Here is a 19,044-nt window from a genome sequence, read left to right as displayed (position 1 = left end):
CCAGGAGCGACGGGCGCACCATCGAGGTAGAAATGCGTGCCGATCCTGCCCAGCGGCGCGCGAAGTGCCGGACTTTGAATGCGGACGATATTGCGGCCCGGCGCCGCTTTGATCCGCACGGCAGCCTGCGGCTCGCTCCACCGGAATGTGTGACCAGCAGAAGATTCCGCGGCATAGAACCCGACCTGCGCGAGAACATGATTGCCGAGGGACCTCGCAACGGGCCCTCCGCTCCGACGGTTGCGACGGATGCAGTCGAGCCTCTGAAACCGGATCAATGCCGCGATGTAGCACCTCATCCAACGTGCAATGGCTTCGCTCGACCCGATGACCGTCAGCGAACCGAGGACCGCGCGCGCATGCGCGACCCTCAGTTGCGCTACCGCAAGCGCGGGAAGGTCCCCGAACACCGCGAGCACGACCCAGCGCAGGACGGCATGCAGCTTTTCGCCAGGTTGCTTCCAGCCCCGGCCAGCGAGACTGTAGCGCACGAGCACCGTCAGCACATCGCGCGCGAGCCGGCTGTCAAAGCCGGCCCACTCGCTCCATTCGACCGGCAGTTCCAGCAGCTCGCTACCGGGATCGCGCCGACCTTCGCTGAGATAGCGGATCTCACCCTCAACGAAATCGAGCGTGAATTTCTTCAGTTCGCCGATCTCGCCGATGTAGTAGTGATGGAAGCGCGCTTCTTCGAGATAACCGATCGCATGACCTCTGGCGTGGTATGCGGCGGCGAGCACCCATTCGGCAAAATGGCCGAGCTCCTCCCGCAGGCCGCCGCATTCCCAGTAGACGTCGCGCCGCGTCACGAAGCATTGGTCCAGAACCTTGCGCCAGGGATGCACCTTCATGCCGAACTCGATGTCGGCCTGGTACATCGCGGCCTCTGCCTCCGACAGGCGATTGTGGCAGATCGGCACCGACCTGCAGGAGAACCCGGCCCAATCGGGATGATCGTCGATCGCGCGGATGCAGAGCTCGATCACATCCGGCTCCGGCCGACAGTGCGATTCCGTGAAGAACAGATAGCTGCCGCGAGCCTTGGTTGCGCCGAATGCGCAGAGCCCGATGTCGTGCTCCGATTCCGTGAATTCCAGGCGCGCCCTGTCACCGGCGAGCGCCCTCAGCTCGTCGTGCGCCGTGAAGTCGGGCGGCACGACCAGGATGATTTCGTAGAGAGATTTCTCAGCGGTCTGCGACGCCCAGCCGAGCCAGGACTGCTCCCATTGCCCGCGATGATATTCGAGCGGGATAATGACGGAGAACAAGGGCCGCTCTGGACTCATGTCGGATATCGCTCCTCTACATGGTAGCGCAGGTCGGCGACTTAAGGTCTAGGCGGGCAGAAACAGAGCAAACGATTCGTCGACCGTGCGGCGAAGGTGATCCCGGTATAATTTGTAGTTTGCGTGGTCGGATGTGACCCGTCCCACGGACGGATCGGAAATATTCCGTGCGGGCACGTAGGCGATCGGTGCTGCGACCGGCGTCAGTTGCGAACCGGGGCCGGCACGGAGAGTCGAGATGATGCCGTACATTTCGCCGGCCACCGTCGGCCGCGACACCGTGATCACGCGATGCTGGCCGTGCTTGATGATGACAAGATAGATGAAGCCGGACTGATGCGGCACGGCGACCTCGCCGGTGTGCTCATAGGCCGCATCGGTCCGCTCGCCCTCGCGGAACACCAGTGCAGAGACCTTCGGTTCCCAGACGATTTCGGTGCGGTAGGCAAAGATCGCGTCCTTGTCGCCGAACGACGGCCGCAACGTGATGTAGACGTCCTCGAGCCAGGTCACGGCGCGATGCGCATAGGAACCGAGACTGTCGGGCGCGACATCGTTTGCGGCCGGAGGCGTCACGACGATGGAGCTTTTTCGCAACGACACGCCGAGTGCCTGCTCCAGCCGCACAGTCGTCGCCAGCGTGAAAGGCCGGCGGCCGCCAAGCACCTTCTCCAGCGTCGACAGGCTGAGCTTGGCTTGCTCGGCCAGCGCCTGCCGGGAAATCCGGCGCCGGGCGAGCTCCTCGCGAATGGTCTCCGCGACCTCGCGGCTCTGCTCGTCCGACAGTTGCTTGTCGGTGAATTTATCCTGCGTCTGCATCTTGGCCCTGCCTTGGAAGCGCCAGTCTAGCAGGGCGGACAGACCGGCACAAAACCGCACATGACCGCCTCGGGGCGCGCCCACCCGAGCCGCCCGCGGCGGAACATTGCCGATCGTTCTGCTCGCGAAGTCCCTCCTCCCGGCGGAAGCTGCCCCCACCAGACATCCCTTGGGAGCAGGTCAAATGGACACCTACGACGCAGCCGACAGCGACGAACATCCCCTGCTGGGCCGGCTTATCAGGCTCGGATTGTTTCTTCTCGTGCAAGGCATCGCCGTGATCTTGGTTGCCTTCGTCGCACTGCTGGTGAGCTTCGAACCGGGTTGGTCGGCAGCGACGGAGCAGGCCAGCCTGCTCCAACCCGGCGATGCACGATCCGGATCCCTGCTGCTGAAGGAAGACGGCGCCACCATCGAAGCGATCCGCCTCGGTGTCGACGTCGACATCACGGTTTCAGGCCCGACCCTGCGTGCCCGGGTCACCCAGATCTTCCGCAACCCGACCAAGGATTGGGTCGAGGCGACCTACGTCTATCCGCTCCCCACGGGCGGCGCCGTCGACACGCTGAAGATGGTCGTCGGCGACCGCGTCATCGTCGGCGACATCAAGGAGCGGCAGCAGGCCCGCGTGATCTACGAGCAGGCGCGCCGTGCCGGCCAGAAGGCCGCGCTCACCGAGCAGGAGCGTCCGAACATCTTCACCAATTCGGTCGCCAATATCGGCCCCGGCGAGACCGTGCTCGTGCAGATCGAATACCAGGAGCCTGTGCATCAGAGCGGCAACGAATATTCGCTGCGCCTGCCGCTGGTGGTCGGACCGCGCTACAATCCCGCCCCGATCGTGCAGAGCGTCGACTTCCGCCAGGATCGCTCCGGCTGGGGCTCAACCAATTCGGATCCCGTGCCGGACCGCGACCGCATCTCGCCGCCGGTGCTGGATCCCGCGAAGAATGCACCAGTCAATCCAACCAGCATCACGGTCCATCTGAAGGCCGGCTTTGCCCTGGGCGAGATCAAGAGCCACCACCACAACGTCAAGGTCGAGAGCCCGGACGACACGACGCGCATCGTCACGCTCGCCGATGGCGCCGTTCCCGCCGACCGCGATTTCGAGCTGACCTGGAAGCCGGCCGCCGCGAAGGCGCCGTCGGTCGGCCTGTTCCGCGAGCGTGTCGGCGATGCCGACTATCTGCTCGCCTTCGTTACCCCGCCCAGCGCCGAGCAGGCGACGCAGAAGCCGCTACCGCGCGAGGTCGTGTTCGTGATCGACAATTCCGGTTCGATGGGCGGCACGTCGATCGTGCAGGCCAAGGCCAGCCTGACCTACGCTCTCTCCCGGCTCCAGCCCAATGACCGCTTCAACGTCATCCGCTTCGACGACACAATGGACATGCTGTTCCCGACCTCCGTGCGGGCCGACGCCGCGCATGTCGACGAAGCCACCGCGTTCGTCAGCGCCCTGCAGGCGCGCGGCGGCACCGAGATGGTGCCGGCGATGCGCGCCGCACTGACCGACAAGCTCGGCGACACCAACACCGTTCGCCAGGTCGTGTTCCTGACCGACGGCGCGATCGGCAACGAGCAGCAATTGTTCGAAGCGATCACGGCGATGCGCGGCCGCTCGCGCGTGTTCATGGTCGGCATCGGGTCTGCGCCCAACACCTATCTGATGACGCGCGCTTCCGAGCTCGGCCGTGGCGCCTTCACTCATATCGGTTCCGTCGAGCAGGTCGAGGAACGCATGCGCGGCCTGTTCGCCAAGCTGGAGAACCCGGCAGTGACCGGTCTCAGCGCGAAGTTTTCCGAAGCCAAGGCCGACGTAACGCCGGGGATCATTCCCGACGTCTATCGCGACGAGCCGCTGGTGCTAGCGGCCAAGCTCGACAAGCTCGCCGGCTCGCTCGAGATCAGGGGCCGTGTCGGCGACCGTCCGTGGTCGGTGACGCTGCCTCTGCAAAACGCGGCCGAAGGCAAGGGCCTGTCGAAGCTCTGGGCCAAGCGCAAGATCGGCGATGCCGAAGTGGCTCGCTCAATGCGCGAGATGACGCCAGACGAATCCGACAAGGCGATCCTCGCGCTCGCGCTCGACCATCAGATCGTCACGCGGCTCACCAGCCTCGTCGCTGTCGACAAGACGCCGAGCCGCCCCGAAGGCGCGCCGCTCAAACTCAGCGAATTGCCGATCAACCTGCCGGCCGGCTGGGATTTCGAGAAGGTCTTTGGCGAACGGCCGCATTTGACACCGACACAATTGCGCGAGCGCCATGCCGACGCAGGCAACCAGCCGGCGGCTCGACGGCCGGCACCCGCCGCACCCGATGCGATCCGCCTGCCCAAGACCGCAACCTCGGCCGAGCTGAAGATGATCGCAGGCCTGATCCTGATCGTGCTCGCCCTGATCCTGTTCGTGTTCAACCGGCGTCAGCCCTTGCTCACTGACGCTGCTTGAGAGAGGAGCCCCCGAACTCCTCTGCTTGGCGCGCGCGGCTGCCCGTCCCGTACCAACGGCCGCGCGCGCCCTTTTCTTGATGCCATTGCGAGCAATGACGAATGTGGAAACAATGCCCCGCCTCATCTCTCCTCTGGCTCTGGCGCTCGTCGGCCTCATCCTGTTCGGCGACGGCGCCTACATTCATGCCAAGGCATGGATCGCTCAGGTGCTACTCGAGCGCGCATTCGACAGGAGCATTGCGACCGGCGAGGCGGTCAAGCCATGGTCGTGGGCCGACACCTGGCCGGTCGCGCGGATCGAGGTGAAGCGGATCGGCGCGAGCGCCATCGTGCTGGAAGGTACCAGCGGCCAGGCGCTCGCCTTCGGGCCCGGCCATATCCACCGAACGGTTGATGCCGGAGAGCGCGGCGTTGCTGTATACGCTGCGCATCGCGACACTCATTTCCGTTTCTTGCGGAATGTTGCCATTGGTGACGTGATCGATGTCACACGCAGTGACGGCAAGCACTTTCGTTACCGGGCGGACTCCTCCGCAGTGGTTCGCTTCGATGAGACTGTCATCGATCCCGCAACTGAGGACGTCGAACTCGTGCTCGCGACCTGCTGGCCGTTCGACGCCGTCACACCCGGCCCCGAGCGCTACATCCTGCACGCGACCTCGATCGGAATCGGTGAATAGAAGTTCACAATCGCCCCTTCCGGGATCGGCAGAAGCCGCGCAGAACCGCCTGGCGACACCCGCTGAACTGGCGTCATCGCCGGGAGACCTATATGGATGGACGATTGATATTTTGACGTTGCAATTTTCAGGGCCACCAGTAATGGACGATGAGTACAGGCAACGCCTGGAACAGCTCGAAAATCGCGTCGCGCTGCTGGAAAGAAATCTGGACCTCGTTTCCGCCGGGCAAAGACGCTCATCCCTTCGCAGCCTGTGGCGACGTCCGCCGCTATGGACCTTCGAGCAGTATCAGCCGCGTCTGCTCAACCTGAATGCCTTCAGGCCTGCGCCTGCGATTCCCGCCGATGCACCGCAAATCGCGATCGTCACGCCGAGCTACAATCACGCCCAATTTCTCGGCGCCACCATTGCGAGCGTCATAAGCCAGAACTACCCAAACCTGCACTATCACGTTCAGGACGGCGCCTCGATCGATGGTACGCTCGATCTCCTGAAGAGCCTCGGCGGAGGCTTCACCTGGAAGAGCGAGCCGGACGCGGGGCAGTCAAGCGCCATCAATCTCGGCTTTTTCGGCGTCGACTGCGAGATCATGGCTTACCTCAACAGCGACGACATGCTGCTGCCCGGAACGCTCGCCTATGTCGCCAACTACTTCACCTCGCACCCCGACGTCGACGTCGTCTACGGCCATCGCATCTTCATCGATCGCGATGGGCTCGAGGTCGGGCGTGCCGTGCTGCCGCCGCACGACGGCGACGCGCTGCAATATGCCGACTATATTCCGCAGGAGACGATGTTCTGGCGCAAGCGCGTGTGGGACAGGATCGGGCCGATCGACGAGAGCTTCCACTACGCGATGGATTGGGACTTCATCCTGAAGGCGCAAGCGGCGGGGTTCAAATTCGTGCGCCTGCCGCGATTTCTCGCCTGCTTCCGCATCCATGATGCACAGAAGACGGCGTCAACCTACGCAGTCGGCGTCAGGGAGATGGGCGTCCTGCGGCGACGTGTCCTCGGCTTCGATCCGTCGCAGATGCAGATCCGGCGCGCCATCGCCCCCTATCTCGCGAAGCAATTGGCGTATCATTACGCCCACAAGCTGAGCCTGCTGCGCTACTGATCAGGCCCAGATCAGCGACGTCGTGAGGCAGCGGCGCCGTCGTCGAGCCAGATCCGTTCGAGGCCGATGCCGAGCGGGCGCACGTCGGAGCTCAGTGCCAGATCCGCGGGCGAGCGAGGATCGGAGAGCGCCAGGCGAATGGTCAGCGTCCCGTCGGCGCCGATCGCAGCCGGATCGAGCCTCAACCTGCGCAAGCCGGCGAACGCGGCCGTCGAGAATGTCAGCGGCTGTGGTACGCCGCCGCCGATGCGGCAGTCGACCCGCAATTGCGGATTTTTCTCGGATACGAACGCCCGGCACGCCAGGACAATCTCGACCGGACCGGACGGGACGGGACGTATCTCGAAGCGAAGCACGCAATTCCTCGCGATTGACCAGGTGCCCCATTGCTCGGGCTCGCTCCATCCCTCGATCAGCGCGGCGACGCCGGAGCCGTCACGCGTGAATTCGAGCTCTCTCGCGCCCAGGATCGGCGTGGATACGGAAGCCTCGAGAGCGGCTGGATCGAACGGCTCCTGATCCGGAACGAATTGCGCGATCACGCGCACGGCATCCGCGATCGAGGCCAGCCCCAGCACAGACCCATCCAGCTCAAAGGCCACACGGTTCGGCCCGGTTGCGCGGACGCCGCGGCGAGGCAGCGGACGATCCGCGCCGCGCGCAGGGATGACGATATCGGCGACGTCGAAACCATGCGCACGAGCGAGCCCGCCGATCGTGTTCGTGGTCCGGTCATAGAGCTGCGGCCGATTGTTGATGTCGATCGCAAGCGCCTGGGCCAGCCCCCTGTAGTCGAGCCGCACCCCGTCGTCATCCGCCAACAACAGGCGTTTGAGGGTGAGCATGTCCCTGGCGATGAAGAGCTGGAGCGCGTTGAGATCGGGAAGCCGCGGATCGCCGTCGATGGCTCCGAAATCGCGCTCCCCGCGCGGCGTCTCGAGCAGATCCATCGTCTCGAAGAACAACGCATGGCCGGTGCTGTGCCTCGAAATGCCGGACATGCCGAGCGGGCGCGCCAGGCGGACGAAGCTCTCGGTCAACGCCGCGTTGGCGATGCCCGAGGCGACGTCCGGCGACAGACCGATGAAATAGCGGCCGCCGATCGCGCGCATCCGCTCGATGACGCTGCGGCGGACGAACGAATTGTAGATCATCGGCAGATACGCATAGTGCACCTGAAAGGCGAACACGCGCGCCAGCTCGCGGCGTGAGGGGACGCGTTTGACCGACGAGGTGAAGTCGATCTCCGCCAGCAGCCGGTTGCGGAAGGCCGGATGGTAATAGTTCGGCCAGTGATAGCTGTAGGCACGCCAGCTCAACAGGTCGATCGCGCCGCCCGCGAGAATGTCCATCGCTGTGGTGCAGGCGTAAGGCATCAGCCCGTCATCGTCGCCGATGAAGGTGACGTACTCGCCCGCGGCATGGCCGAGCGCGCTCTCCCAATTGTCTGTCATCGTAAGGACGGTGTCGCTGGCAAAGTGCTTGAAGCGCGCGTCCTTCAGGCCCTCGACCATCTCTTCGATCTCGGGGTTTCCACCGTTGTTCTGGACGATGAATTCACAATCCACGTCGAGGGGCTGGCACGCCATGGTCGCCAGCGCGTGACGAAGCGTGTCGGGACGATCGAGAGTCGGCACCACGACGGAGAGCAGCGGCATGATCACCATTGAGAGAGAGGAGCGTCACGACGTCGTAGCACTTCGTGTCGCCGTTCGCACTTTCGCCAAAAGTCTGGTGATGCTAGCCTTTGTGGCGAAGCTCGACCATTCCGCCGCGCGGCATGGAGTTCGTCACGATCAATCCCGCCAGATGCCGGCGCATGGCAGCGCGCTGCAACAAGAACAATAGGTGAGGAAGCGCCATGGAAGCCCAAACGCCTGCGTCCGTCTCTCCCCGTCCATGGTCTCCCTCGCCAAACGTCAGCGACGTCGTCAAGGGCATCCACGCCATGCTGCACCCGCACAACATCGTGCTGGTGGGTGCCACCGACAAGCCCGGCAACTACGCCGAGCGCATCTGGAACAATCTGGTCAAATACGGCTACGAGGGCGGGCTCTATCCGGTCAATGCCAAGCGGGAGACCATCTGGGGGTGCCCTGCTTCAAGGACTTTGCGAGCCTCCCGGAAAAGCCCGACCACGTGCTGGTGCTGGTGCCGGCGCGTTTTGCGGTGCAGGTGATCCGAGATGCGGCGGCGGCCGGCGCGCGCTCGGCGACCATCGTCACCTCGGGCTTCAGCGAACTGCAGGATGAGGAAAGCCAAAAACTTGCCGCCGAACTGCAAGCCGCGGTGCGTGAGACGGGCCTCGCGGTCACCGGCCCGAACTGCCTCGGCAATTTGAGCGCGGGCGAAAAGCTCTTCACAAATATCGACGACCGCATCGTCACCATGGCACAGGGCGCGGTGGCGATCGCCGGGCAGTCCGGCGCGATCGTCATGGCGATCCGCCAGGCGCTGGAGGATCGCGGCGTAGGCGTCGGCTACATGGTGACGACCGGCAACGAAGCAGGGCTCGAGACGCCGGACCTGATGCGCTATTTCGCCGAAGACCCGAGCATCAAGGTGATCGTGGTCTATCTCGAAGGCGTACGCAACACCAAGGCGTTTCGCGACGCGTGCAAGGCGGCCCGCGCCGCGAGCAAACCCGTGATCGCGCTCAAGCTCGGATCGTCGGAAGGCGGTCGTGCCGCGGCGATGGCGCATACCGGCGCACTCGCAGGCTCGATCGAGACGTTCGATGCCGTCGCAACGCGCGAAGGCGTGATCCGGGTCGGCGGCCTCGACGAGCTGATCGAGACCACCGAATGCTTCGTCCACGCAGCGGTGCCCAAAGGCGACCGGATTGCCGCGGTCACGCTGTCCGGCGGCAAGCGCGGCATGCTGATCGACGCCTTCTATGCAGAAGGCCTGAACTTTGCGCCGCTGAGCTCCCATGTCAGCTCGGAACTGGCAAAGATGCTCGGGCCGGGCTCCATCGTCGGCAATCCGCTCGACGCCGGTTTCGCCGCAGTGGTAGATCCCTCCGTGTACATGAAATCGATCGAGCTGATGATCGACGATCCCGAGATCGACATCGTCATCATCGACGCGGAGCTGCCGAAGACGCCGCACGAGCTGCGTGAGCGCAATCTGCGCATTGTCGACGGGATGGCGAGCCGGGCCTCGAAACCCGTGATCTACGTCAGCGCGATGTCGATCGGCTTCACTGAATTCACCAAGGGTCTGCGCAAATCCCTGCCTCATCTCGCCGTCATGCAGGGCATGGACCGCGCCGTGAAGGCGATCAAGTCACTGCTCGACTACGCCAAACTGCGCAAGGAGGTGCCCGACATCGCCTCGAGCTCCAGGCCTGCCGCACGGGCCCTGCTGGATAAGGCGCTGAAATCGGCGAGCGGCGCCGCACTCGACGAGGTCGCCTCGAAGAAGCTGCTGAAGGCCTATGGCATTCCGATCTCGAAGGAGGCGATCGCACAGACGGCGGCCGAGGCCGTGAAGATCGCCAAGCAGATCGGTTTTCCGGTCGTGGCAAAGGTCGTCAGCGCCGAGATCCTCCACAAGTCCGATATCGGCGGCGTGGTGCTGAACCTCAACAGCGCGGCCGAGGTCAAGAAGGCATTTTCCGACATCACCGCGCGGGTGAGCCGGTTGAAGGGCAAGCCGAAGCTCGATGGCATCCTGATCGCGCAGCAGGTCAAGGCCGATCTCGAACTGGTGGTCGGCGCCTCGCTCGACGCCGAGATGGGACCGGTGGTGCTGTTCGGCACCGGCGGCATCGACATCGAGCTGATGAAGGACGTCGCGCTCGCCGGCGCGCCGCTGGACGAGGCCGAGGCACGCCTCCTGATCGGCCGCACCAAGGCCGGCATCAAGATGCGTGGCTATCGGGGCAAGCCGGCCTTGCACGAGGCGTCGGCGGTCAAGGCGCTGGTCGGCCTGTCCAACCTGATGGCCGATGCCGGCGACCGGATCGCCTCGATCGACATCAACCCGTTCCTGATCAACGCCAGGACGGGCGTGGCCGTCGACGCCCTGATCGTGCTGAACAACGCTGCTGCAAAACGCGCGGCTGGGCACTGATGTCGCGTAAGGCGGGCTACGCTTCCGCCTTCGCTCGTCGAGCGACGGCGGACAAGTCGTTAACCGGCCCCCGCTAACATTGCGGCCATTCGGGCTCCTTCCAACTTGCCGGCTTTGGCCCTAAAATCGCACCTGATGGCACGCGCGAGCAATCTTGTGATCGGAACGGCGACGCTGACGGTGATCGCCGTGGCGTTCGGCGGCCTGCTCGGCCTGCAGAAATGGCGCACCGCCCAGAGCCGCAGCCAGTTGCGCGTGGTGTTCGAAGGCGGTTCCGCGAGCGGCCTGCGCCGTGGCGGTCCGGTCAATTTCGACGGCGTGCTCGCGGGCCAGATTCTGTCGATCAAGCTGGACAATCCGCGCAAGGTCGTGGCGCTGGTGATGCTCGATAACTCCGCGCCGATCCGCAAGGATACCGTGGCGGGAATCGAGTTCCAGGGTCTCACCGGCATTGCCGCGGTCTCCCTGATCGGCGGAGCGCCTTCCGCGCCGCCGGTGCCGCTGGATGCGGACGGCATTCCCGTGCTCACCGCCGATCTCAGCGACGTCGAAACCATCGTCGACACTCTGCATAGTGTCGACCGTACCATCGTCAGCAACGCGCCTGCGATCAAAGACGGCCTGCGCACGTTCGAGGGCTACACCGCCGATCTCAGGAGCAAGGGCGGCGAGATCGATTCCGTCATGGCCAAGGTCGACAACGCCTTCGCGGGATTCGACAAGGCGGTCACCAAGATCGAGAGCGTGATGCCCGGCTTCGCCGACGGCAAGGCCGACGAGCTGTTCGAGAAGATCAAGGGGCTGCGCGAGCTTGCCGACACCATGAAGAAGAAATCGGCGAGCTTCCTCGAGGACACCCGCCGCGCGCTGCTCGACGTCAGCGAGGCCGCCAACAAGATGAGCGGGACGCCCTCTCCCGCCGCCGCGCCGCGGCCGCCGCGCAAGCCTCCGCAGAAGAAACAGTAAGGCCTACCACGCGTAGCGGACGACGCCCTTGCCGGCGTAGGAGCGGGTGACGTTCGAGAACTCGCCCTCGAAGGTCGCTGCCGCAGACCAGCCGTTCATCCAGTTCATCTGCACCGACGCCGTGGTCAGCGCGGAGTCGCGCGCCTGCGCGGCACCGTTCACGACGAACGCCGTGCCGGGCAGGGTCTGGAACACTGCACCGACGGTACGATCGGGATTGTAGTCATGCGCCCAGGCGAGGCGGCCTCGCAGGGTCATCAGGCCGCCGGCCGCGGCAAAGGACCTGTCGGCGCGCAGGCCGAGCTCGGTGCGGGTACTGGTGACGTCCTTGGCAGCATAGTTGAGCGCAAAGGTGTTGCTGCCGACCACCGCGAATTCCGAATAGCTCGGCAGGCTGAACAGGGTGGCCTGAGCCGCGGCATAGGGCGTCAGGCCGATCCACTGCGTGGCATAGCGGTAACCGCCTTCGACACGGCCCGAGAAGGTGTTGGCGCTGAACTGCGCCCGCAGCTGATCGGTGCCAGCAGCGGTGACGATGCGGTTGGTCGTGACGTCCTGCCAGCCGTAGGCGAGTGCGGCCGTGATGTAGGCCGGCCCCGCCGTGTGGCGCACGAAGGCGCCGGCCTGGAACAGGTCGGAGCGGCCCCAGCCGAGACCGTTGACGTTGAAGCCGGTGCCGCCGCCGGCCAGCGCGAAGCCGGCAATCGTCGACGGCGAGAAGCGGTAGTCGAGGCCGACGGCAGTGCCATAGACGTTGCTGCTGGTGTTGTTCGAGCCGAGCGCAACATTGCCGTCGGTCGACTGCGAGCCACCATAGCCGGCCGCCCAGACATCCCAGCGCTGCTCGAACGTCGCGGCCGGTGCCTTGCGATAGACCGAGGCAAGGGCATCGCGCGCATCCTTGCCGCGCGCTCCCTTGCCGGTCGCGGCATAGGCATTCGCGCTCGTGTCGCCGGCGTAGGGCGTCGCACCAGGCGTGCCGCTGCGCCCGGAGCCGAACACGTCGGTCAACAGGCTCATGAACAGGTTCATTGCGTTGAAGGTGGTCTGCTGCGAACCGGTGCCGGGCTCGCCGGAGGCTTGCGTCAGCCCGTTGGGCCCGAGGCCGGCGAATCCGGCCTGCAGGAAGCCATTGGCGTTGAAGAAATTCTGAAGCGTCGTGGCAACGTTCTTCTGATTGACGTTGAGGGCGTATTTCGCCCCGTAGTCGAGTGTGAAATCGAGAAAGACGGCGCCGCTGGGGTCCACCGTCGTCGTGCCGATCAGGCCACCCGGAGCCGCGACCCCGGCAAAATTGTCGGTGGCAGAGCCGGAAAACTGCATGATCTTGTACTGCGGCAGTACGGTACTGCCGGCATACAGCGAGACGCCGACGGTGCCATTCAGGATGACGTTGCCGAAAACATTGGCAAAGCTCGCAGTGGTTCCGTTACCGACCTGCACGAGGTAGAGCGCGCCGGACTGGAAGCTGAGGTCCCCCAGAACCTGCATGCTCGAGCCCGGCCCGCCGTCGCCCGGCGCGTAGATGCCGCCGGTCGCGACAACGGTGTTGCCGACGATCCCGGCGCCGAACAGCGCGCCGCCCGCGTTCACAGTGGTCAGGCTCGATTGGGAGATATCACCGTCGACTCGCAGGATACCGCCGTTGACTGTCGTCGTGCCGGTATAGCTATCCGTGCCGGACAGGATCAGCGTTCCGCTACCGACTTTTTCAAGCGAGCCGGGGCCGGCGGGACCGCAACCACAGGGATCGAAATCGCCGATGACGCCGCTGACCTCCGTCGACAGATTGTTGCCGCCGACGACGAGCGTATTGCCGCCGCCGATGTAGTAGGTGCCACTGCCTTCGATCGAGCCCGCGGTGATGCGGCCGTCGCTGTTCGGGCCGATGCTGCTCCCGAAATCGACGATGCCGGTACCCGTGGTGATGAAGCGCGCATTGCCGCCGGTGGAATTGTCGAAGAACTCGGTTCTGCCGCCGTCCCTGGTCACGATCGTCGCATTGGCGGCCGTCGCGAACGCGTTGAAACTGGTGAGACCGTCGGCCTCATTGGTGATCGTTGCGTTGCCGGCAGTCGCCGTGTCGGATCCGAACGGCGTGCCAAACAGGGTGGCACCGAAATCCTTGTTGACGATCGTGGCTGAGGCGGCCGAGGATTGTTCAACGAACGCGGTGGCGCCGTTGTTCTGGTTGGTGATGTTGGCCGTGCCCGCGTCGGTGCGGCCAAAGAAGCCGGTCAAGCCGCCATCATTGTTGATGGTCGCCCGGCCGGCCGTGGCCGTATCGGTCCCACCGCCCAGCGGATCCCCGAAGTAGACCAGACCGTTGTTGGTGATCACCATCGAGCTGGCGGAGACCGCATTGCGGAACGACGTCGTGGCCGCGAAGTCATTGAAGAGCGTCGTGATACCCGAATTGTCGGCATTGACGATGCTGAATAGGCCCTCGTTGATGACGGCGCCGACGATGCTCGCGGTGTGGGTCGCGTCACCGAGCTGCAACGCCGCACACGAGCAGATGAAGGTGCCGCCGGTATAGGTGTTGGCGCCGAGCAGCGCCAAAATGCCGGGTCCCTGAACGTTGATCCCGTCGTTGCCCACGATGCGGGAAACGATGACGGCCGATGGATCGGCAGTACCGGTCACGTCGTTGGTGATGAACGTGGTGCCGCCTGCGGCCAGCCTGAGGTCGCCGCCCTGGATGGTGTAAACGGAATTGTCGGCTGTGAGGTCGAAACCCACGAGGCTGGTGAGCGAGACGCCACCCGGCGTCACCGTCACGGTCCCGCCCGTCGACGGCGTCGAAGGCGCACTGCTGCCGAACATCGTGCCGGCCGACGCGGGATCATAGGCCGCGCTGGTCGAACCGAAGAAATCCGTCCAGTTTGTCGTGGCGTTGTCCCAGACGCCGCCTCCGCCGTTGACGGCACCGTTCGGCGTGGTCTGCGAGCCGTTGAAGACCTGCTGGGCTCTGACAGGGCTCACCATGGCCGTCGCGCTCAAGGCGAGACCCGCCCAGAATGCCGCGCGAACTGCAGCGGCATTCCAGCGCGAGCCGCCCCGCCCGCTCCATGGTGATCGCAATTCCACCCCAACGCCCTTCGTTTCCCGGCGCTCTCAGCAGCACCGGCGGCAAACTAGGCGACCAGTTCCCCCCGTGAAACTACGGAATCGGCCATTGCGCTGACCGGGGCCGCAACTTGCGTTGATTCAACCTGCGATGTTGCAACCGCGCCACGGTTTTGCGCGCCGATTCCCATTCCGCGCATGCGAAGATGCGTCAGACTGTCCCGTCCTATGGACGAACGTTCACACGTTGGGTCGGCCGTTCGCAGCCTACCAAGGACCACCGGCACCGGTAGGCTAGTAATTGGAGGCCGCCGCCTCGTTCGGGATGCCGTCGATCGGGCATTCGTCGGTGCCCGGCGTCGAGCGGGTCATCGCCTCGACCATGTCGCGCGTGCCTTCCGGATCGGCGATCCAGTTCTTGTAGAAATCATACGGGCAGGCCGCGACGCCACGCGGGCTTTCGCCGGAATTGATCATGCCGGTATAGCCGCGGTGGACCAGCTTGTAGAGATGGTTCTGCGACTGGCCATTGCGGCGTGCGTCGCGGATCAGGTGTTTCGAGAGCTGGGCGTACTGGATGCCGTAATCCTCCTCTCCGCACTCACCGAGGGTGCGGCCATCGAAGCCGATGATCGCGGAGTGACCGAAATAGGAATAGACGCCGTCGAAGCCGGCAGCATTGGCGACCGCGACATAGACGTTGTTGGCCCACGCCATCGCCTTGGAAATCAAAATCTGCTGCTCCTTGGCCGGGTACATATAGCCCTGGCAGCGCACGATCAGCTCGGCGCCCTTCATGGCGCAGTCGCGCCAGATCTCCGGGAAGTTGCCGTCGTCGCAGATGATCAGGCTGACCTTCATCCCCTTCGGGCCGTCCGAGACATAGGTGCAGTTGCCGGGATACCAGCCTTCGATCGGGACCCAAGGCATGATCTTGCGATATTTCTGCACGATCTCGCCCTTGTCGTTCATCAGGATCAGGGTGTTGTAGGGCGCCTTTTTCGGATGCTCCTCGTGCCGCTCGCCCGTCAGCGAGAACACGCCCCACACCTTCGCCTTGCGACAAGCCTCGGCAAAGATCGCAGTCTCTTCACCCGGTACTGCCGAAGCTGTCTCGTACATCTCCTTGGAGTCGTACATGATGCCCTGGGTCGAATATTCCGGGAAGATCACCAGGTCCATGCCGGGTAGACCGGCCTTCATGCCAACCAGCATGTCGGCGATCTTGCGGGCGTTGTCGAGCACCTCGGCCTTGGTGTGCAGGCGGGGCATCTTGTAGTTGACCACCGCGACGCCGACGGTGTCGTTGCTGCTGGAAATGTCACCGTGAAGCATGTTGACCGCTCCTGTATTTCATTCGCTTGAGGTTGCCGCCGGGAAGCGCCGAACGCGTCAGTGGCTGATCATCCAGGGACGCGCGGTGGGGAAGCCCTTGGCGCCGCTCCTGGTCTTGGTCACCAGCCGCGCGGGCTTTTTCTTGCCGGACGAGCCCTTGTCCTTCACGGTTTTGCCAGTGGCGCAGCAGCCGCAGCCGGGACCATGCGACGCCTTGTATTGCGCCATCGTCTGCGGCGCGTGCGAGCTGCGCTCGTTGACGGCGTGCGCCTTGCGTTGCTCGGATGGCATGCAGAAGAAGTTCGGCGCGGTCAGGATCACACGTGGCGCCATCGTCTCGCAGTGCGGACAGCTTTGCGGATCGTCGCATTCCGCCATCGGGCGCAGGTCCTTGAACGGACCGCAATCATCACAAAGATATTCGTAGACCGGCATCGTTGATCCCTACGCATTTGGTGACCGCATGTGCGGAGACAGCCCCTCTCCCCGTGAGAACGGGGAGAGGAAGCGCGGCGTTATTTGTCCGGCGAGATCGGCATCTGGATGTCGCCCTTGATGTGCTTGATGGGTCCTGCCGCCGACGGCATCACGTCGAAGTCGAAGATCTCGGTCGGCAGCCACAGCGTGGCGCAGGCGTTCGGCACGTCGACCACGCCGGAGATGTGGCCTTGAACCGGTGCGGTGCCAAGGATCGAATAGGCCTGGGCGCCGGAGTAGCCGAACTTCTTCAAATATTCGATCGCGTTCAGGCAGGCCTGGCGATAAGCGATGGTCACGTCGAGATAGTGCTGCTTGCCGGCTTCGTCGACCGAGATGCCTTCGAAGATCAGATAGTCCTTGTAGTTCGGCGTGATCGGCGACGGCTTGAAGATCGGATTCTTGACGCCGTATTTCGCCATGCCGTCCTTGATCACCTCGACCTTGAGATGCAGCCAGCCGGCCATTTCGATGGCGCCGCAGAAGGTGATCTCGCCGTCGCCCTGGCTGAAGTGCAGATCGCCCATCGAGAGACCCGCGCCGGGCACGTAGACCGGGAAGTAAATTTTGGAGCCGCGGGAGAGATCCTTGATGTCGCAATTGCCGCCATGCTCGCGCGGCGGCACGGTGCGCGCGCCTTCGGCGCCGATCTTGTCCTTGACCTCGCCCTTGGCACGGCCGCCGTGAGCGGTCGGCCCAAACGGCGGATTGGCAAGGCCGGGCACGCGGGTCGGGTTGGTCGAGATCAGCTCGGCTTCGCGCTTATTCCAGGTGTCCAGCATCTTCGGATCGGGCAGGCAACCGATCAGGCCGGGATGGATCAGGCCGGCGAAGTTGACGCCGGGGATGTGGCGCGACGAGGTGTAGAGGCCCTTGATGTCCCAGATCGACTTCTGCGCCAGCGGGAAATGGTCGGTGAGGAAGCCGCCGCCGTTCTGCTTGGAGAAGAAGCCGTTGAAGCCCCACAGGCTTTCCTTGAGTGGGCCGACGTCGAGGAGGTCGACGACGAGGAGATCGCCGGGTTCGGCGCCCTTGACGCCGATCGGGCCGGACAGGAAGTGGACGATCGACAGGTCGATGTCGCGCACGTCGTCGGCGGAATCGTTGTTCTTGATGAAGCCGCCGGTCCAGTCATAGGTCTCGATGATGAAATCGTCGCCGGGATTGACCCAGGCCACGATCGGGATGTCGGGGTGCCAGCGGTTGTGCACCATGTCATTTTCGTAAGCCGACTTGGTGAGATCGACCTTGATCAGTGTCTCTGGCATCGAGATGCTCCCCTTTTACACGGTTGGTTAGACGGACAGATATTTCGAGACCTGCGCGGCATCGACGGCATCGCGCGGATCGTCGCGCACGATTTCGCCGTTCTCGATCACCAGTACGCGGTCGGCGATGTCGAGCGCGAAGCTCAGCACCTGCTCGGACACGACGATCGAGAGCCCCTTTTCGTCGCGGATCCGCTTCAGGGTGCGCGCCATCTCCTTGATGATCGACGGCTGGATGCCCTCGGTCGGCTCGTCGAGCAGCAGCACCTTCGGCTTGGTCGCGAGCGCACGCGCAATCGCGAGCTGCTGCTGCTGGCCTCCGGAGAGATTGCCGCCGCGGCGGCCTTTCATCTCCAGCAGCACGGGAAACAATTCATAGATGTCGGCCGGCACCTCGGTCCCGCCGGAGACGACGAGACCGGTCTCGATGTTCTCCTTCACCGTCATGGTCGAGAAGATCATGCGGCCCTGCGGCACATAGGCGAGACCCTTGGCCACCCGGTCGTAGCTCGGCAGATTGCCGAGCTCAGCACCGTCCATCGTGACCGAGCCGCTCTTCGTCGGCAGAATGCCCATCAGCGACTTCATCAGCGTGGTCTTGCCCATGCCGTTGCGGCCCATGATGGCCACGATCTCGTTGGGCGCGACCTTGACGTTGAGCCCATGCAGCACCTCGCTCTGGCCGTAGGCGACGTGGAGATCAGAAATTGCCAGCATCAGCGCGCTCCTTAGTGGCCGAGGTACACTTCGATGACCTTGGGGTCGTTCTTGACCTTCTCCATGGTGCCCTCGGAGAGGATCTGGCCCTGGTGAAGCACGGTGACCTTGTGCGCGATGTCCTCGACGAACTTCATGTCGTGCTCGATCACCAGAACCGAACGGTTCTTGATGATCCGATTGAGCAGCTCGGCGGTTTTGGCGCGCTCGGACACGCTCATGCCGGCGACGGGCTCGTCGAGCATCAGCAAGTCCGGATCCTGGATCAGCAGCATGCCGATCTCGAGCCACTGCTTCTGGCCGTGGCTGAGCAGATCGGCGTTCACGTTCAGCCGGTCCTTCAGGAAGATCATCTCGGCGACCTCATGCACCCGGTCGCGCACGGCGGCGTCGCGGGTGAAGGTCAGCGCACCGAACACGGAGCGGCCGCGCGGATAGGAGATCTCGAGATTCTCGAACACGGTGAGGTCGTCGTAGATCGACGGGTTCTGGAATTTGCGTCCGACCCCGGTCTTGACGATCTCGTTCTCCTTCATCCGGGTCAGCTCCTTGCCGCGGAACTGGATCGAGCCTGACGTGGCCTTGGTCTTGCCGCAGATCAGGTCGAGCACGGTGGTCTTGCCGGCGCCGTTGGGGCCGATGATGACGCGGATTTCGTTCTCGTCGACGTAGAAGGAGAGATCGTTGACCGCCTTGAATCCGTCGAACGACACGGTCAGCGCTTCGACGGCGAGCAGGAATTCCTTGGGCTGATGACCTACAAGCATGATGATCTC

General features: G+C 64.1%; 15 protein-coding genes and 1 pseudogene. 8 read left to right on the top strand and 8 right to left on the bottom strand.

The annotated features are described in order from the left end of the window. The first annotated feature begins 32 nt into the window (after positions 1-32). The gene (locus ACQ86E_RS15300) at positions 33-1,313 is read left to right on the top strand and encodes a hypothetical protein (protein WP_431206072.1); all 1,281 of its coding nucleotides are present in this window, start codon (positions 33-35) and stop codon (positions 1,311-1,313) included. A 21-nt stretch (positions 1,314-1,334) separates the two neighbouring features. Here ACQ86E_RS15300 and ACQ86E_RS15295 read toward each other — a convergent pair whose 3' ends face one another. Continuing rightward, a complete protein-coding gene (locus ACQ86E_RS15295; protein ID WP_431206071.1) occupies positions 1,335-2,105 on the bottom strand; it encodes a helix-turn-helix transcriptional regulator in 771 nt (256 codons plus the stop codon). A 184-nt stretch (positions 2,106-2,289) separates the two neighbouring features. Between ACQ86E_RS15295 and ACQ86E_RS15290 the strand changes: the two genes are divergently transcribed. The 3 genes from ACQ86E_RS15290 to ACQ86E_RS15280 all read left to right on the top strand — a co-directional run bounded on the left by ACQ86E_RS15290 (position 2,290) and on the right by ACQ86E_RS15280 (position 6,359). Beyond that, positions 2,290-4,554 (top strand): marine proteobacterial sortase target protein, encoded by a 2,265-nt coding sequence (locus ACQ86E_RS15290; protein ID WP_431206070.1) that lies wholly within the window; start codon positions 2,290-2,292, stop codon positions 4,552-4,554. A gap of 112 nt (positions 4,555-4,666) precedes the next feature. Further along, the gene (locus ACQ86E_RS15285) at positions 4,667-5,236 is read left to right on the top strand and encodes a class GN sortase (protein WP_431206069.1); all 570 of its coding nucleotides are present in this window, start codon (positions 4,667-4,669) and stop codon (positions 5,234-5,236) included. 142 nt (positions 5,237-5,378) lie between these two features. Further along, positions 5,379-6,359 carry a glycosyltransferase family 2 protein gene (locus ACQ86E_RS15280; protein WP_431206068.1) on the top strand — a complete coding sequence of 327 codons (981 nt, stop codon included), beginning with the start codon at positions 5,379-5,381 and terminating at the stop codon, positions 6,357-6,359. A gap of 11 nt (positions 6,360-6,370) precedes the next feature. On the opposite strand, the gene ACQ86E_RS15275 is transcribed toward ACQ86E_RS15280, so the two are convergent. Next, entirely contained in the window at positions 6,371-8,017 is a 1,647-nt protein-coding gene (locus ACQ86E_RS15275; protein WP_431206067.1) for a glycosyltransferase family 2 protein, read from the bottom strand. On the opposite strand from ACQ86E_RS15275, the gene ACQ86E_RS15270 reads away from it, so the two are divergent. The 4 genes and pseudogenes from ACQ86E_RS15270 to ACQ86E_RS15255 all read left to right on the top strand — a co-directional run bounded on the left by ACQ86E_RS15270 (position 8,016) and on the right by ACQ86E_RS15255 (position 11,402). Then, a complete protein-coding gene (locus tag ACQ86E_RS15270) occupies positions 8,016-8,207 on the top strand; it encodes a hypothetical protein (RefSeq protein WP_431206066.1) in 192 nt (63 codons plus the stop codon). The two genes, ACQ86E_RS15275 and ACQ86E_RS15270, sit on opposite strands and share 2 nt — an antisense overlap. A 13-nt stretch (positions 8,208-8,220) precedes the next feature. Continuing rightward, a pseudogene (locus ACQ86E_RS15265) lies at positions 8,221-8,633 on the top strand (CoA-binding protein); the annotation flags it as partial. A 114-nt stretch (positions 8,634-8,747) separates the two neighbouring features. After that, positions 8,748-10,436, top strand: coding sequence for an acetate--CoA ligase family protein (locus tag ACQ86E_RS15260; protein ID WP_431206480.1), 1,689 nt, complete (start codon positions 8,748-8,750; stop codon positions 10,434-10,436). 135 nt (positions 10,437-10,571) lie between these two features. Next, complete coding sequence (locus ACQ86E_RS15255) at positions 10,572-11,402, top strand: MlaD family protein (protein WP_431206065.1); 831 nt, start codon at positions 10,572-10,574, stop codon at positions 11,400-11,402. Positions 11,403-11,405: 3 nt separating this feature from the next. On the opposite strand, the gene ACQ86E_RS15250 is transcribed toward ACQ86E_RS15255, so the two are convergent. The 6 genes from ACQ86E_RS15250 to urtD form a co-directional block, all read right to left on the bottom strand. Continuing rightward, entirely contained in the window at positions 11,406-14,390 is a 2,985-nt protein-coding gene (locus tag ACQ86E_RS15250) for an autotransporter outer membrane beta-barrel domain-containing protein (RefSeq protein ID WP_431206064.1), read from the bottom strand. Between the two features lie 375 nt (positions 14,391-14,765). Then, positions 14,766-15,806 carry an aliphatic amidase gene (locus tag ACQ86E_RS15245; protein WP_431206063.1) on the bottom strand — a complete coding sequence of 347 codons (1,041 nt, stop codon included), beginning with the start codon at positions 15,804-15,806 and terminating at the stop codon, positions 14,766-14,768. A 57-nt stretch (positions 15,807-15,863) separates the two neighbouring features. Further along, positions 15,864-16,241, bottom strand: coding sequence for an FmdB family zinc ribbon protein (locus ACQ86E_RS15240; RefSeq protein ID WP_431206062.1), 378 nt, complete (start codon positions 16,239-16,241; stop codon positions 15,864-15,866). Between the two features lie 80 nt (positions 16,242-16,321). Beyond that, on the bottom strand, positions 16,322-17,551 hold the full coding sequence (gene fmdA / locus ACQ86E_RS15235; protein ID WP_431206061.1) for a formamidase: 1,230 nt from the start codon (positions 17,549-17,551) through the stop codon (positions 16,322-16,324). Positions 17,552-17,578: 27 nt separating this feature from the next. Continuing rightward, positions 17,579-18,268 carry an urea ABC transporter ATP-binding subunit UrtE gene (urtE, locus tag ACQ86E_RS15230; protein WP_431206060.1) on the bottom strand — a complete coding sequence of 230 codons (690 nt, stop codon included), beginning with the start codon at positions 18,266-18,268 and terminating at the stop codon, positions 17,579-17,581. Between the two features lie 11 nt (positions 18,269-18,279). Further along, complete coding sequence (gene urtD, locus ACQ86E_RS15225) at positions 18,280-19,035, bottom strand: urea ABC transporter ATP-binding protein UrtD (protein ID WP_143842796.1); 756 nt, start codon at positions 19,033-19,035, stop codon at positions 18,280-18,282. Between the last annotated feature and the right edge of the window lie 9 nt (positions 19,036-19,044).

This window comes from Bradyrhizobium betae (assembly GCF_050632175.1).
Classification (GTDB): Bacteria; Pseudomonadota; Alphaproteobacteria; order Rhizobiales; family Xanthobacteraceae; genus Bradyrhizobium; species Bradyrhizobium betae_B.
The sequence above is the reverse complement of the archived record's forward strand: the minus strand, read 5'-3'. Positions and strand labels throughout refer to the sequence as shown.